15 protein-coding genes are annotated in these 14,120 nt (G+C 66.8%); 13 read left to right on the top strand and 2 right to left on the bottom strand.

All coding sequences use genetic code 11. The features are described 5' to 3' along the window. Positions 1–14 precede the first annotated feature (14 nt). Positions 15–746 (bottom strand): response regulator, encoded by a 732-nt coding sequence (locus ACORJG_RS09930; protein ID WP_427793011.1) that lies wholly within the window; start codon positions 744–746, stop codon positions 15–17. Between the two features lie 88 nt (positions 747–834). On the opposite strand from ACORJG_RS09930, the gene ACORJG_RS09925 reads away from it, so the two are divergent. The 3 genes from ACORJG_RS09925 (at position 835) to ACORJG_RS09915 (ending at position 3,881) form a co-directional block, all read left to right on the top strand. After that, entirely contained in the window at positions 835–1,713 is an 879-nt protein-coding gene (locus tag ACORJG_RS09925; protein WP_427788874.1) for a branched-chain amino acid aminotransferase, read from the top strand. A gap of 149 nt (positions 1,714–1,862) precedes the next feature. Then, on the top strand, positions 1,863–3,134 hold the full coding sequence (locus ACORJG_RS09920; RefSeq protein WP_427788873.1) for a NupC/NupG family nucleoside CNT transporter: 1,272 nt from the start codon (positions 1,863–1,865) through the stop codon (positions 3,132–3,134). Positions 3,135–3,242: 108 nt separating this feature from the next. Continuing rightward, a complete protein-coding gene (locus ACORJG_RS09915) occupies positions 3,243–3,881 on the top strand; it encodes a YoaK family protein (RefSeq protein ID WP_427788872.1) in 639 nt (212 codons plus the stop codon). Here ACORJG_RS09915 and ACORJG_RS09910 read toward each other — a convergent pair. Next, positions 3,865–4,299 (bottom strand): PaaI family thioesterase, encoded by a 435-nt coding sequence (locus tag ACORJG_RS09910; RefSeq protein WP_427788871.1) that lies wholly within the window; start codon positions 4,297–4,299, stop codon positions 3,865–3,867. The two genes, ACORJG_RS09915 and ACORJG_RS09910, sit on opposite strands and share 17 nt — an antisense overlap. Before the next feature lie 47 nt (positions 4,300–4,346). On the opposite strand from ACORJG_RS09910, the gene ACORJG_RS09905 reads away from it, so the two are divergent. The 10 genes from ACORJG_RS09905 (at position 4,347) to ACORJG_RS09860 (ending at position 14,116) form a co-directional block, all read left to right on the top strand. After that, complete coding sequence (locus ACORJG_RS09905) at positions 4,347–4,667, top strand: DUF3253 domain-containing protein (RefSeq protein ID WP_427788870.1); 321 nt, start codon at positions 4,347–4,349, stop codon at positions 4,665–4,667. Continuing rightward, a complete protein-coding gene (locus ACORJG_RS09900) occupies positions 4,651–5,256 on the top strand; it encodes a uracil-DNA glycosylase family protein (protein ID WP_427788869.1) in 606 nt (201 codons plus the stop codon). Before ACORJG_RS09905 ends, ACORJG_RS09900 begins: the two co-directional genes overlap by 17 nt. Continuing rightward, complete coding sequence (locus tag ACORJG_RS09895) at positions 5,253–6,314, top strand: alpha/beta fold hydrolase (RefSeq protein WP_427788868.1); 1,062 nt, start codon at positions 5,253–5,255, stop codon at positions 6,312–6,314. Before ACORJG_RS09900 ends, ACORJG_RS09895 begins: the two co-directional genes overlap by 4 nt. A 59-nt stretch (positions 6,315–6,373) precedes the next feature. Further along, on the top strand, positions 6,374–7,510 hold the full coding sequence (locus tag ACORJG_RS09890; protein ID WP_427788867.1) for an acyltransferase family protein: 1,137 nt from the start codon (positions 6,374–6,376) through the stop codon (positions 7,508–7,510). Between the two features lie 136 nt (positions 7,511–7,646). Beyond that, positions 7,647–8,741 (top strand): Glu/Leu/Phe/Val family dehydrogenase, encoded by a 1,095-nt coding sequence (locus ACORJG_RS09885; protein ID WP_427788866.1) that lies wholly within the window; start codon positions 7,647–7,649, stop codon positions 8,739–8,741. A gap of 241 nt (positions 8,742–8,982) precedes the next feature. After that, on the top strand, positions 8,983–10,620 hold the full coding sequence (fliF, locus tag ACORJG_RS09880) for a flagellar basal-body MS-ring/collar protein FliF (RefSeq protein ID WP_427788865.1): 1,638 nt from the start codon (positions 8,983–8,985) through the stop codon (positions 10,618–10,620). Continuing rightward, positions 10,620–11,657, top strand: a complete 1,038-nt coding sequence (gene fliG, locus ACORJG_RS09875) for a flagellar motor switch protein FliG (protein ID WP_427788864.1) — start codon at positions 10,620–10,622, stop codon at positions 11,655–11,657. The genes fliF and fliG overlap by 1 nt, the downstream gene beginning before the upstream one ends. Position 11,658: 1 nt before the next feature. Then, entirely contained in the window at positions 11,659–12,333 is a 675-nt protein-coding gene (locus ACORJG_RS09870; protein ID WP_427788863.1) for a flagellar assembly protein FlbE, read from the top strand. Continuing rightward, positions 12,333–12,665, top strand: a complete 333-nt coding sequence (gene fliN / locus ACORJG_RS09865; RefSeq protein WP_346530835.1) for a flagellar motor switch protein FliN — start codon at positions 12,333–12,335, stop codon at positions 12,663–12,665. Before ACORJG_RS09870 ends, fliN begins: the two co-directional genes overlap by 1 nt. A 41-nt stretch (positions 12,666–12,706) precedes the next feature. Beyond that, complete coding sequence (locus ACORJG_RS09860) at positions 12,707–14,116, top strand: sigma-54 interaction domain-containing protein (protein ID WP_427788862.1); 1,410 nt, start codon at positions 12,707–12,709, stop codon at positions 14,114–14,116. Positions 14,117–14,120: the final 4 nt, after the last annotated feature.

Raw genomic sequence — 14,120 nt, 5'->3', positions numbered from 1 at the left:
CCCGCTTCTGTCCGTCAGTCCGGCGCCAGCATATAGCCGATGCCTCGCACCGTCTGGAGGTAGCGTGGGTTCTTGGGGTCGTCCTCCAGCTTGCGGCGCAGGCGGGTGACCTGAACGTCCACGGCGCGCCCGGTGATGTCGGCGGTGTCCGGCGACAGGGTCATGCGCTCGACCGGCGAATGGGCGTGGGTGGCCAGAGTCTTCAGCAGTTGGGCCTCGGCCTCGGTCAGGCGCTGCAGGGCGCCGTCGCGGGTCAGCTCCAGCCGCTCCATGTCGAAGACCGCCGAGCCCATGCGGATTTCCTTGGGCGTCATCAGCTTGCCGCCGGTGCGGCGCAGGATGGCCTCGATCCGCAACGCCAGTTCACGCGGGTCGAAGGGCTTGGACATATAGTCGTCGGCGCCGCGCGACAGGCCCTCGATCCGGTCGTCCGGGTCGCCCTTGGCCGTCAGCAGCAGCACGGGCGTCTTGGACAGGGCCGCCTGGCTGCGGATCCAGGTGGTCAGGTCGAAGCCGCTTTCGCCCGGCATCATCACGTCCAGCACGATCAGGTCGAACTCGATCAGTTCAACCATGCGGCGCGCGGCGCCCGCGTGGGCCGCGCCGGTGACGCGATAGCCTTCGCGAGACAGGAATTCCTTCAGCAGCTCGCGGATGCGGTCATCGTCGTCGACGACCAGAATATGCCGTCCGCTGCCTGCGGGGGCGACGGGGCCGGAGCGGCTGTTGGGGCGAGGGTCGACCATGCTCATAGCGATTCTCCTCGCAATGCGGCGTTGACGATGGCGCGCGACAGGCGTCTAACCGAATACTTAGCGCGGGAGACGTTATTCAATGGCCTTCGTTCCTTTCGACGATCGTGACGGCTGGATCTGGTTTGACGGGGAATTTGTTCCCTGGAGGGAAGCAAAAACGCACGTTCTGACCCATGGCCTTCACTACGGCTCGTCGGTGTTCGAGGGTGAGCGTATGTATGGCGGTGAAATCTTCAAGCTGACAGCTCACAGCCGGCGCCTGAAGCGCTCGGCCGAACTGCTCGACTTCGAGATACCCTATAGCGTGGCCGAGATCGACGCAGCCTGCAAGGAAACCTGCGCGCGCAACGGTCTGACCGAGTGCTACATCCGCCCGGTCGCCTATCTGGGTGCGGAGCATCTCAGCGTTTCGGCCAAGGGCAGCAAGGTCCATATGGCCATCGCCGCCTGGGACTGGCCCAGCTATTTCGACCCCGAGGTCAAGAAGAAGGGCATCGCGCTCGAATGGGCCAAATGGCGCCGCCCCGACCCGGCCACGGCGCCGTCGACGGCCAAGGCAGGCGGCCTCTATATGATCTGCACCATGTCCAAGACGGCGGCGGAAAAGCGCGGCTTCGCGGACGCCCTGATGCTGGACTGGCGTGGCTATGTGGCCGAGGCGACCGGCGCCAACGTCTTCTTCGTCAAGGATGGCGTCCTGCACACGCCGCGCGTCGATCACATCCTGGACGGCATCACGCGCCAGACCATCATCGAGATGGCCGCCGCGCGCGGGACCGAGGTGGTGGTGCGCGACATCCTGCCTGAAGAACTGGCGGATTTCTCTGAGTGCTTCCTGACCGGTTCGGCCGCCGAGATCACGCCGGTGGGCCAGGTCGGCGATTACCGCTTCACGCCCGGCGAACTGTCGCTGAGCCTGATGGAAGACTACGGCAAGCTGGTGCGCGGCCAGCTTTAAGCCGTATGGCATCGACGAAAGGCGGAGGTTGTGTCCTCCGCCTTTTTTCGTATCCGTCGCCCCGTCCTCTTGCCAGCGACGGCCGGCTGTCGTTGATGCGCATTTGACAAGCCGGCTCCCGTAGCGCCGGTCGCGGAGCCGCAATCTTCATGTTCAGCCTCCTGAACCTCCAGAGCCTGTTCGGCCTGGCCGTCATCGTTGCCCTGTGCTGGGCGATTTCCGAGAACCGCCGCGCCTTCCCGTGGCGGCTGGCCATCGGGGCGGTGCTGGTGCAGGCGGCTCTGGTGCTGGCGACCTTCGCCATTCCCGGCTCGCAGGTGGTGCTGAACGGGATCAACAACGCCGTCAGCGGCCTTGAGGCGGCGACCGAGGAGGGGACGCGGTTCATCTTCGGCTATCTGGCGGGCGGGGATCAGCCCTATCCGGTTCAGAACGATGCGGCCCTGTTCACCTTCGCCTTCAAGGTTCTGCCGCTGATCCTGGTGATCTCGGCCCTGTCGGCCCTGTTGTGGCACTGGAAGATCCTGAAGTGGATCACCCTGGGCTTCGGCTTCCTGTTCCAGCGGACGATGGGGCTGGGCGGCGCCTCGGCGCTGGCGGTGGCGGCCAACATCTTCCTGGGCATGATCGAGAGCCCCATCGTCATCCGCGCCTATCTGGACAAGCTGACCCGGTCGGAACTCTTTCTGATGATGGTGGTGGGACTGGCGACGGTCGCCGGTTCGACCATGGTGGCCTATGCGACCATCCTGTCGCCGGTGCTCAGCAATGCGGCGGGCCACGTTCTGGTCGCCTCGATCGTTTCGGCGCCGGCCGGCGTCATGCTGGCCCGCGTCATCATCCCTGAAAAGCCCGGCGAGGGCGGGGCGGTGGCCGACTACAACTCGGCCCTGAAGTACGACAGTTCCGTCGACGCCATCGTCAAGGGCACGTCCGACGGCCTGATGGTGGTGCTGAACATCTCGGCCGTGCTGATCGTCTTTGTCGCTCTGGTGGCGCTGGCCAACGCCATTCTGGGCGGTTTTGTCATCGCCGGAGACCCGCTGACGGTCGAGCGCATCCTGGGCTGGCTGTTCGCCCCGGTCGCCTGGCTGACGGGCGTGGAATGGGCCGACGCCCAGAAGGCGGGCTGGCTGCTGGGGGTCAAGCTGACCCTGACCGAGTTCGTCGCCTTCATCGAACTGGGCAAGGTTCCGCTGGGCGACATGAGCGAGCGCACCCGGATGCTGATGACCTACGCCCTGTGCGGTTTCGCCAACATCGGTTCGGTCGGAATCACGGTGACCGGCCTGTCGGTGCTGATGCCAGAGCGGCGTGAAGAGGTGCTGGGTCTGGTGTGGAAGGCCCTGTTCGCGGGGTTCCTGGCCACGCTGATGACGGCCTGCATCGTCGGTGTCTTGCCCGCCTCGGTCTTCGCCTAGTAGCGTCGGCCCCGTTGAAACGAAGGTGCGGAACGATGCAGCCCTGCGACAGCCCCCGCATTTCATCGGCGCGTCGCGCGTCCTGCAGCGACGGGGCCTGAGGCTCTCTTGCGCACGCTGAGCGGATCGGATCGTTGGCTGGCCCTGCTGCTGGCGGGGCTGGCGGGCTATGTCGATAGTCTGGGCTTCCTGCATATGGGCGGGGTGTTCGTCTCCTTCATGAGCGGCAACACCACGCGCATGGCGGTCAATCTGGCCGAGGGACGGTGGGACGCAGCCATCGGGGTGGCGGCCATCCTGATCCTGTTCGTCATGGGCACCATGATCGGCGCCCTGATCGCGGGACGGCAGGGGCCGCGCTCGCGCAGCCGGGTTCTGGCGCTTGAGGCGGCGTTGCTGGCCGGGGCCGCCGCAGCGGCGGGCGTCGGGGCCGCGCCCATGGCCATCGGCCTGATGGTTCTGGCCATGGCGGCCGAGAACTCGGTCTTTCTGCGCGACGGCGAGGTCGGGGTCAGCCTGACCTATATGACCGGAACCCTGGTCAAGGCCGGCCACGCCCTGGCGGCGGCGCTGCGCGGCGGCGAGCCCCTCGCCTTCCGCCCCTATCTGGCGCTGTGGGCGGGGTTGGGCGGCGGGGCGGTGCTGGGCGCGCTGGTCTATAACGGCGTGGGCCTGATAGCCCTGTGGCCCGCCGCGGGATTTGCGCTGATGTTGTCGCTGGCGACGCGGATCAGTCGCGCGGGGTGAATTTACGGATCACGCCCGAGAAGGTCATCAGGATACGCTCGCCCGTGGTGATCTGTCCGCGCACGAAGATCAGGCTCTTGCCCGCCTTGGTGACCTGACCGGTCGCCTCGATCAGCTCGCCGACATAGGCGCCGTCGATGAAGGCCGAATCCAGCTGGACCGTCACGCCCGAGGCGCCTTCCATCTCCTGATAGGCGATCTGGAACATGGCGATGTCGGCGAAGGTCATCAGGCAGCCGCCATGCATCCGCCCGCCCGAATTCATATGCTTCTGCTCGGCGCGGAAGGCGCAGCGCATCTGGCCGTCCGGGTCGGGCTTGGCGTAGAAGGGGCCGACCACCACGTCGAAGGTGTCGCGCAGATTATAGGTCTGCCAACCGGCGAACTCGCCTTCGCTGACGGTGATTATCTCGGCCATGTCGGTTTTGCCTTCTTTCCGATCCTGCAGTGCAGCATATAGCGCCTATGAACGATCCAATCGAAGCGGCCATTTTTGAAAAATTGGCCAAGGCCGACCCCAAGAGCGTCGGCGGCAAGAGCATTGAACCGGCCGACGTGGCCAAGGAACTGCAGCCCGAGCAGTGGCAACGCCTGTTGCCCAAGGTGAAGGCGACGGCTCTGGGCCTGATGCGTCAGGGCAGGCTGACCATCACCAAGAAGGGCAAGGCGGTTGATCCCAACAACTTCCGCGGCGTGATCCGCCTGCGCCTGCCGACCGAGGCCGAGACGGCTGCGGCGCTGGCAGCCCTGCCGCCGGTCGAAGCTTCGGATGACGACTTCGACTGATACGGGCAAGGGTCTGGACGACGTCCTGACCGAAATCCGCGCCTGCCGGGCGTGTCTGGGGCAGTTGCCCCACACCCCGCGCCCGGTCGTCATGGTCGCCTTCGAGACTCGCCTGTTGATCTGCGGTCAGGCGCCGGGACGGCGGGTGCATGAAAGCGGCCTGCCGTTCACCGATCCGTCCGGCGTTCGCCTGCGCGACTGGATGGGCGTGGATGAGGCGACCTTCTACGGCGATCCGCGCCTTGGCGTCGCGGCGCAGGCCTTCTGTTTTCCCGGCACGAACCCGAAGGGCGGCGACTATCCGCCGCCGCGCCGCTGCGCCGAGCTGTGGCGGCCGCGCCTGCTGGCTGAGCTGCCGAATGTCGAACTGACCCTGCTGGTCGGCGGTTATGCGCAGGCGTGGGCGCTGGGCGCGGCGGCCAGGGCGAACATGACCGAGACGGTCCGCGCCTGGCGCGACTACGCCCCCGCTGTCCTGCCGCTGCCGCATCCGTCATGGCGCAACACGGCGTGGCTGAGGAAAAATCCATGGTTCGAGGCTGAGATTCTGCCCTACCTTCGGCGACGGACAGCGGAGATACTGGCGTGACCCATCGCTTTTCGCGCACGACGAAACGCTTGAGAGGGACGGTTGGCGCCGCCGTCATCTCTTTGGCCGTGTCCGCCTGCGCCACGCCGCATGTCCAGCCGCCGCTGACGCCGCCTGCAGGTTTCGTCGGCCCGCGTATCGAGGACGGGACGCTGGGACGCGGCGCCTTCATCGTGCAGGATGGCGCGCGACTGCCCTATCTGCGCTGGAGCCCGGAAGATCAGGCGCCGTGGGCCGTCATCATCGCCCTGCACGGGTTCAATGACCACTATGCCTCCTTCCGCTTCGCCGGGCCGTGGTGGGCGCAGCGGGGCATCGAGACCTGGGCTTATGACCAGCGCGGCTTCGGCCTTGCGCCGCACCGGGGCGAGTTCGCGGCCGAAAGCCTGACCAGCGATGACCTGCGGACGATCGTCGCCCTTGTCCGGGCGCAGAGGCCGGGCGCCCTGATCGTGGTGGCAGGCGAAAGCATGGGCGGATCGTCGACCATCGCGGCCTTCGGCTCGGATACGCCGCCCGACGCCGATCGCGTGGTGCTGCTGGCGCCCGGCGTCTGGGGCTGGTCCAGCCAGAGCGCCTTCAACCGTGCAGGGCTATGGACCGCCGCCCGTCTGATGGGCGCCAAGGTGGTCGAGCCGCCGTCCTTCGCCGTGCGCAACATCCGCGCCTCGGACAATACGCTGGAGCTGATCCGTAATGGGCGTGATCCCCTGTCGATTCTGTCGACGCGGTTCGATTCTCTCTATGGTCTGGTCGACCTGATGGAGACGGCGACCCGGCGGCTGGGCCGCGTCGAAAAGCCGACCCTGCTGCTCTACGGCGCCAACGATCAGATCATCACCAAGAGGCCGATGCGCCGCGCGCTGGAACAGGCGGGCGAGCGTCCGAATATGACGACCGGCTATTACGCCCACGGCTGGCACATCCTGAACCGCGACCAGCAGGCCGTGACCATGTTCGCCGATGTGGAATCGTGGCTGCGCGATCCATCACGGTCCCTGCCGTCCGGCGCGCCGCCGGTGCTGCCAAGCCTGCAGGCGGACCCCGGATTGCGTTGAGCGACGAAGCTGCGCCAAAATTGAACATATGATAACCGCGATTGTCGTAGGCGATGCTGATGAACGTCTCTCGTCCTCATCTGCCCGCGCTGGACAGCCTGCGTGGTTTAGCCGCCCTGTCCGTGTGCCTGATGCACGCCACGCCGCTGTTTGGGCTCAGCGCCCTGGCGCCCCATGCCTATGTGGCGGTGGACTTCTTCTTCGTGCTGAGCGGCTTTGTTCTCTATTATCGGTACGCCCATGTGCTGCTGCCGGGGACGCAGCGGCCGATGGATGTGCGGGGCTTCATGCTCAGGCGCGTGGCGCGGCTTTATCCGCTCTATGTGCTGGCGACCCTGATGGGGTTCGTCCTGAGCGTGCTGTGGCTGGCGGTGAACGGAAATCTGGGGGCGGAGCTGGGAACGTCGGCCTATGCCCTGATCAGCGGCCTGCTGATGATACCGGCGGTGCTTAATACGACCGGGCTGCATGATGCGGGCGTGCTGTTCCCCTACGTCGATCTGGGCTGGTCGATCTTCTGGGAGATGGTGATGTCGCTGGTCTTCGTCGTCTGGGCGAAGGCGGGCCTGAAGTTCCTGCCTGTTGTCGGCGCGGCGGCCTTCATCGCCCTGGCGGCGGCGGCCTGGTCGATGGGGTCGGTGGATGGCGGCTGGCAGCTGGCCAACTTCCATATGGGGGGGCTGCGGGCGCTGACGGGTTTCTGCCTGGGCATGATGGTGGCGCGCGGTTTCCTGGCGAGAGGACAGGGACAGGACCAAGGGCAGGGACAGGAGGCGGCGCATCCGATGATGGCGCTCGGTGCGCTGGCGCTTGTGGCCGTCGTGGCGGTCTATGTGGCGCTGGAACGCCGCTATACGGTGCTGGGCGTTGAGCTGCTTCTGCTCGCCGTCGTCTTCCCGACGGTGGTGTGGATGACGGCGGTGTCCGCGCCGCGCATCCTGAGCGCTGGGCCGGGCGTGGTGCTGGGCGGGGCGTCCTATTCCATCTATCTGCTGCACGGCTCCCTGCAGGAGGCGACCGGCGTGGTGCTGAAGCGAATCCCCTTCCTGGAGCCGTCGCCCCTGATCGGCGTGATCTGGCTGGCGGGCGTGCTGGTCGCCAGCTGGCTGTGCTGGAAGCTGTTCGAAACCCCGGCGCGCCGCTGGGTCATGGCCCGTTTCGATCGGCCCCGCCCGGCCGTCGCGGCGCAGGGTTGAGCGCAGAAATCACGGAAATCAGAGACGAAATCCGCACGCGGCGCTGAAGCTGGGGCCCGGTGAATGGACGTGCTTGCCGTTTAGGCGAGGGGCGCGTATGTCCATGCGCACAAAAAATACCCAGGAAAGGCCTGTCATGGGCACGACGCTGTTTGAATCTCCCTCTTTCGCGAACCATGAAGGCGTTCACGCCTTCTTTGACGAGAAAACCGGCCTGAAGGCTATTGTTGCAGTGCACTCGACTGCACGCGGCCCGGCCGTCGGCGGCACCCGCATGTGGAACTACTCTTCCTCGGCCGAGGCCCTGGAAGACGTGCTGCGCCTGTCCAAGGGCATGAGCTACAAGAACGCCATCGCCGATCTGGAGATGGGCGGCGGCAAGTCGGTCATCATCGGCGACAGCCGCACCCAGAAGTCGCCTGAGCTGTTCCACGCCTTCGGCCGCTATCTGAACGGCCTGGGCGGTCATTATTACGCTGCTGAAGACGTCGGCACCTCGGTCGAGGACATCGCCGAAGCGCGCAGGGTCACTGAATATGTTCTGGGCCTGAAGGACGGCCCGGAAGCCTCGGGCGATCCCAGCCCGGTCACCGCCGAGGGCGTGTTCCGCTCGAACCTGGTCGTCGCGCGTCGCCTGTTCAAACAGGACGACATGACGGGCCTGACCGTCGCCCTGCAGGGCGTGGGCCACGTCGGCGCCTATCTGGCCGAGAAGCTGCACAAGGCCGGCGCCAAGCTGATCATCACCGACGTGAACCAGGCCAACCTCGAAGCCGTCGCCGCCAAGACCGGCGCCGAGATCGTCGCTCCGGACGCCATCTATGACGTCGCCGCCGACATCTACGCCCCGTGCGCCCTGGGCGCGACGCTGAACCCCCAGACGCTGGATCGCCTGAAGGTCAAGGCCGTGTGCGGCGCCGCCAACAACCAGCTGGCCACCGCCGACATCGGCGACGAGCTGTTCAAGCGCGGCATCCTGTATTCGCCGGACTACGTCATCAACGGCGGCGGCATCATCAACGTCGCCTCGGAAATGAACGCCCGTCAGACCGGCGGCGCCTATGACGCCTCGTGGGTCGAAGGCAAGCTGTCGCGCCTGATGGAGACTTTTGAGGAAATCCTCGAGCGTTCCGCCTCCGAGAACAAGCCGACCCATTTGATCGCCGACGCCATCGCCGAGGCCCGCATCAAGGTCGCGGCCGACAAGAAGGCCGAAGCCCAGAAGGTCTAATCCTTCGACAAGACAGCCTGCCGTCTTCGGGCGGCGGGCGGGCGCCGGGGGGCGCCGAAGGGGGTGCGGGGCGTGATGGCTCCGCAGCCCCTTTTTCTTTTTGCGGGTGGATCGTCCCTCTCACGGCGGGAGAGGGAAGCCGGATACCCATATCTTTAACGCCTCTTAACGCCGCATTTACCATGCAGGCGGCAGTTTCTGCCTAGCGGGGCGCTTCGTTCCGTGTGTGCAGGGGCATGGCGTGGGCGGCTTCGCGGAAGCTTTGAAGAAGTTCGGCATCGGACGTCTGGCCGCCATTCTGGGCGTGGCCGCAGGCGTGGCGGCCGTTCTGGTCGCCGTCATGCTGCGCGTGGGCCATGCGCCGGACGCTCTGCTTTACTCCAATCTCGACCTGCGCGAGGCGTCCGAGATCAGCGCCGCCCTGAATCAGGCGGGCATCAAATATTCCTCCAAGGGCGACGGCTCGACCATCTTCGTCAGCCGTGATGAAGTCGGCACAGCGCGCCTGATGCTGGCGGGCAAGGGACTCGTGACCTCGGGCAGCGTCGGCTACGAGATATTCGACAACCAGTCGGTGCTGGGTCAGACCGAGTTCCAGCAGAACCTGAACGAACAGCGCGCCCTGCAGGGCGAGCTGGCGCGCACCATCATGTCGATGCGCGGCATTTCTTCGGCCCGCGTCCACATCACCATGCCGCGTCGCGAGATGTTCCAGGCCGCTGCAATCGATCCGACCGCCGCCGTGGTGGTGGGGTTGTCGGGCCGCGATCTGACCGCGGATCAGGTGCGGGCCATCCGCAACGTCGTCGCCTCATCCGTGCCGAACCTGAAGCCGGACAAGGTCACAGTGACGGATCAGGCCAACCGCACCCTGGCGGCGGGATCCGAAGACACCGGCTTCACCTCGGCGACGGCCGAGGCGGCCAAGGCCTCGACCGAGGCGCAGATGCAGGCGCGCATCAAGGACATCGTCGAGGGCGTCGTCGGCGCCGGCGCCGCGCGGGTGCAGGTGACGGCCGACATCGATCACAGCCGCTCGACCACTCAGGAACAGAAGTTCGACCCGGACGGTCAGGTCGTCCGCTCGACGTCGACCAACGGCAGCCAGTCGCAGGACACGACCGGACAACAGGACGGCGGCGTCACCGCCACCAACAACATTCCCGGGGGCGAGGCGCCCAATGCGACGCCGCTCGGCTCGACCCGCGCCGAGAACACCGAGACGACCAACTACGAAATCTCCAACACCACGACGACGACGGTGAAGGAGCCGGGCGAGGTCCGTAAGCTGTCCGTCTCGGTCGCGGTCGACGGCAAATACACCCCGGCCGCCGACGGCAAGGGCGAGCCGACCTACGCCGCCCGCACGGCAGAGGAAGTGCAGCAGATCAAGGCGCTGGTCGCCGCCGCCGTCGGCATCGACGAGACGCGCGGCGACAAGCTGGAAGTCGTCAACGTCCGCTTCAACCGCGAGCCGTCCGCCGCGCCGGGCGCCGAGGAAGGCTCCTCGATGTTCGCCTTCGACAAGAACGACATCATGCGCGGGGTTGAACTGTTGATCCTGGTGGTCACGGGATTCGTGCTGGTTTTCTTCGTCGTGCGCCCGCTACTGAAGGCGGCGACGGGGCAGGGCGGCGTTCCGGCGCTGGCGGGCGCGAACGGCATTTCGGTCACGGCGCTGGACACCCAGATCGTCGGCGGAACCCTGCCCGGCGGCGCGCCGATGCTTCCCGGTCCCAGCGACATGGAGCAGCGCATCGACATCGCCCGCATCGAGGGGCAGGTGAAGGCGTCCTCAATCAAGAAGGTCGCTGATTTCGTTGACAGCCACCCAGAGGAATCCACGGCGATCCTGCGCGCCTGGATGCATGAAACCTGATGGGGGCGCGGCTGGTTTCAAAAAGCGCGGCGGTCGACGACGCGCGCAAGCTGACGGGGCCTGAAAAGGCCGCCGTCGTTCTGCTGTCTCTGGGCGAAGAACATACCGCCCTGTGGCAGCAGTTGGACGACGAAGAGATCAAGGAGGTCTCTCAGGCCATGGCGGGGCTGGGCACCGTCACCGCCGCCGTGGTCGAAGAGGTGCTGGTCGAATTCGTCTCGGGCATCGGCGGGTCCGGCTCGCTGATGGGGTCGTATGAGCAGACGCAGCGTCTGCTGGCCTCCTTCATGCCGGGCGATCGCGTCGACGCCCTGATGGAGGAAATCCGCGGCCCGGCCGGGCGCACCATGTGGGACAAGCTCGGCAATGTGAACGAGGCTGTGCTCGCCAACTATCTGAAGAACGAATACCCGCAGACGGTCGCGGTGGTCCTGTCCAAGATCAAGCCGGACCATGCCTCGCGCGTGCTGACGGCCCTGCCCGAGGACTTCGCGCTCGAATGCGTCCAGCGGATGCTGCGCATGGAGCCGGTCCAGCGCGACATCCTCGACAAGATTGAACAGACCCTGCGCAGCGAGTTCATGTCCAATCTGGCGCGCACGTCCAAGCGCGACAGCCATGAACTGATGGCCGACATCTTCAACAGCTTCGACCGCCAGACCGAGGCGCGCTTCATCGGCGCGCTGGAGGAACGCAACCGCGACGCGGCCGAACGTATCCGCGCCCTGATGTTCGTGTTCGAGGATCTGTCGCGTCTCGATCCGGGCGGCGTGCAGACCCTGCTGCGCGCGGTCGAGAAGGATCAGCTGGCGCTGGCGCTGAAGGGCGCGTCCGATCCGCTGCGCGAGATGTTCTTCTCCAACATGTCCGAACGCGCGTCCAAGATCATGCGCGAGGACATGGAGTCCATGGGGCCTGTCCGCCTCAAGGACGTCGACAGCGCCCAGATGGCGATGGTCCAGGTGGCCAAGGATCTGGCGGCGCGCGGCGACATCATGCTGGCCGGACAGGGCGGCGACGACGAGTTGATCTACTGACATGACCGCCCAGCCCGCCAACGCCGTTCCCTTCGCCTTCGACACCGAGTTCGGGGCCGACGGCGCCGTGCTGCGCGCCTCCAGCTGGCAGCCGACCAAGCGCTCCTTCGCCCCGGCCGAGGTCGAGGCGTTGGTGGCTCAGGCGCGGCTTGAGGCCCGGCAGCAGGCGCTGAACGAGGTCGAGGCCCTGCGCGCCGACGCCCTGTCGATCGTGGCGCAGACCGTGTCGCAGGCGGCGACCGCGTTGCGCGATGTGGCCGAGGCGCATCGTCGCGAATCCGCCGAATTGGCGCTGGCCGCCGGGCGGGTGATCGGCTCGGTCGCTCTTGAGCGTTTTCCGCGCCGCCCGCTGGAAGCCGCCATCGAGGCGCTGGCGCAGGAGATGGACGCCACCCCGCGCCTGCTGGTCCGCGCCTCGGGCCTCGATGACGATGGGCGCGCCCAGATCGAGGCCCTGTGCGCCCAGTCCGGCTTTTCCGGCATGGTGGTGTTCCGGGATGAACCGCATCTGCCCGCCGCCGCCTTTGCGCTGGAATGGGCCGACGGACGGGCTGAATTCGATCCGGCCGAGGCGGAGGGCCGCGTGGCCGCCGCCCTCAACGCCGCACTGGCTGCAGAAGCGGGCCACGCCGAGCCGCCCCTCAAAGGCGGCGCTCATGACAGGAGGGGCTTCTGATGGCCACCGACGATCTCTCGCTTGAGGAATTCGGCGAGTCCACGGCTCTGAATCTGGCCGATGACGGCGGCGAGAAATCGGCTGTCGACCTGGCGCCGGTCTTCGACGTGCCGGTCAACATCTCGGCGGTGCTGGGCAAGGCGCATATGTCGGTCGCCCAGCTGCTGAAGCTGAACAAGGGCTCGGTGCTGGAGCTGGACCGCAAGGTCGGCGAGGCGATCGACATCTTCGTCAACAACCGCCTGGTGGCGCGCGGCGAGGTCGTCGTCGTCGAGGACCGGCTGGGCGTGACCATGACGGAAATCATCAAGACCGAGGACACGGGCGCCTGATCGGCCGCCCCGTCACGGACAGGATCTGAAGGAGTAGGGCGATGCGTCTTCTGGTGGTGGGCCGATTAAGCGGCCAACTGGCGACGGCGGTGAAGATGGCCATGGCGCACGGCGCCAAGGTCCAGCACGTCGAGCGCGCCGATCAGGCGACCGAGCAATTGCGTCGGGGGCAGGGCGCCGACCTGCTGATGGTCGATTACCGCATCGACATCGCCGCCCTGATCGCCGCCAACGACGCCGAGCGCATCCATGTGCCGGTGGTGGCCTGCGGCGTCGACGCCGATGCGCGCGAGGCGGCCGACGCCATCCGCGCCGGGGCCAAGGAGTTCATCCCTCTGCCGCCCGAGGCGGACCTGATCGCCGCCGTCCTGTCGGCCGTGGCCGACGACGAGCGGCCGATGATCTCGGCCGACCCGGCGATGAAGTCGGTGATCCAGCTTGCCGATCAGGTGGCGCGCTCGGAAGCCTCCATCCTGATCACCGGTGAAAGCGGCGTGGGTAAGGAGGTGATGGCCCGCTATCTGCACACGAACTCGCGCCGTGCGGACAAGGCCTTCATCAGCGTCAACTGCGCCGCCATTCCCGACAACCTGCTGGAATCCGAACTGTTCGGCCATGAGAAGGGCGCCTTCACCGGCGCCGTGGCCCGCCGTATCGGCAAGTTCGAGGAGGCCGACGGCGGCACGCTTCTGCTGGACGAAATCAGCGAGATGGACGCCCGCCTTCAGGCCAAGCTGCTGCGCGCCATTCAGGAGCGGGTGATCGACCGCGTCGGCGGCGCCAAGCCGGTGCCGGTCAACATCCGCATCATCGCCACCTCCAACCGTGACCTGGCCAAGGCTGTGGCCGAGGGGACGTTCCGCGAAGACCTGCTTTATCGCCTGAATGTGGTGAACCTGCGCCTGCCGTCCTTGCGCGAACGCCCCGGCGACATCGCCGTGCTGGCTGATCACTTCGTCAAGAAATACGCCGCCGCCAACGGCGTGCCGCCGCGCGCCATCGGCGTCGACGCCAGGCGCGCCCTGATCGCCCATCGCTGGCCGGGCAACGTGCGCGAGCTGGAAAACGCCATGCACCGCGCCGTCCTGCTGGCGGCGGGGACCGAGATCGACGTCGACGCCATCCGCCTGCCGGACGGCCGTCCTCTGCTGGGCGGGGATGGCGCTGCGACCGCTGCCGCCCCGGCCTATGACGCGGGCGTGGCTGGTCAGGCGGCGCAGGCGGCCGATGCCGTGACCCGCGGTTTCGTCGGCCAGACCGTGGCCGAGATGGAGAAGACCCTGATCCTGGACACCCTCAGCCACTGTCTGGGCAACCGCACCCATGCGGCGACCATTCTGGGCATCTCCATCCGCACCCTGCGCAACAAGCTGAACGAATACGCCGACGCGGGCACGCCGATCCCGGCGCCCCAGTCGGGCGTCGCCGCCGCCTACGGCGCGGCGGGCTGATCCG

Source organism: Brevundimonas diminuta, assembly GCF_050310045.1.
Lineage (GTDB): Bacteria > Pseudomonadota > Alphaproteobacteria > Caulobacterales > Caulobacteraceae > Brevundimonas > Brevundimonas diminuta_F.
This window is presented reverse-complemented; position numbering and strand designations above follow the sequence as displayed.

Excerpts from the sequence above, each read along its gene's own strand:
- fliN (WP_346530835.1), top strand. The coding sequence starts at position 12,333 with ATGGCCACCGACGATCTCTCGCTTGAGGAATTCGGCGAGTCCACGGCT.
- ACORJG_RS09925 (WP_427788874.1), top strand. The coding sequence starts at position 835 with ATGGCCTTCGTTCCTTTCGACGATCGTGACGGCTGGATCTGGTTTGAC.
- ACORJG_RS09905 (WP_427788870.1), top strand. The coding sequence starts at position 4,347 with ATGAACGATCCAATCGAAGCGGCCATTTTTGAAAAATTGGCCAAGGCC.
- ACORJG_RS09885 (WP_427788866.1), top strand. The coding sequence starts at position 7,647 with ATGGGCACGACGCTGTTTGAATCTCCCTCTTTCGCGAACCATGAAGGC.
- ACORJG_RS09870 (WP_427788863.1), top strand. The coding sequence starts at position 11,659 with ATGACCGCCCAGCCCGCCAACGCCGTTCCCTTCGCCTTCGACACCGAG.
- ACORJG_RS09930 (WP_427793011.1), bottom strand. The coding sequence starts at position 746 with ATGGTCGACCCTCGCCCCAACAGCCGCTCCGGCCCCGTCGCCCCCGCA.
- ACORJG_RS09860 (WP_427788862.1), top strand. The coding sequence starts at position 12,707 with ATGCGTCTTCTGGTGGTGGGCCGATTAAGCGGCCAACTGGCGACGGCG.
- ACORJG_RS09900 (WP_427788869.1), top strand. The coding sequence starts at position 4,651 with ATGACGACTTCGACTGATACGGGCAAGGGTCTGGACGACGTCCTGACC.
- ACORJG_RS09910 (WP_427788871.1), bottom strand. The coding sequence starts at position 4,299 with ATGGCCGAGATAATCACCGTCAGCGAAGGCGAGTTCGCCGGTTGGCAG.
- ACORJG_RS09920 (WP_427788873.1), top strand. The coding sequence starts at position 1,863 with ATGTTCAGCCTCCTGAACCTCCAGAGCCTGTTCGGCCTGGCCGTCATC.
- fliG (WP_427788864.1), top strand. The coding sequence starts at position 10,620 with ATGGGGGCGCGGCTGGTTTCAAAAAGCGCGGCGGTCGACGACGCGCGC.
- ACORJG_RS09890 (WP_427788867.1), top strand. The coding sequence starts at position 6,374 with ATGAACGTCTCTCGTCCTCATCTGCCCGCGCTGGACAGCCTGCGTGGT.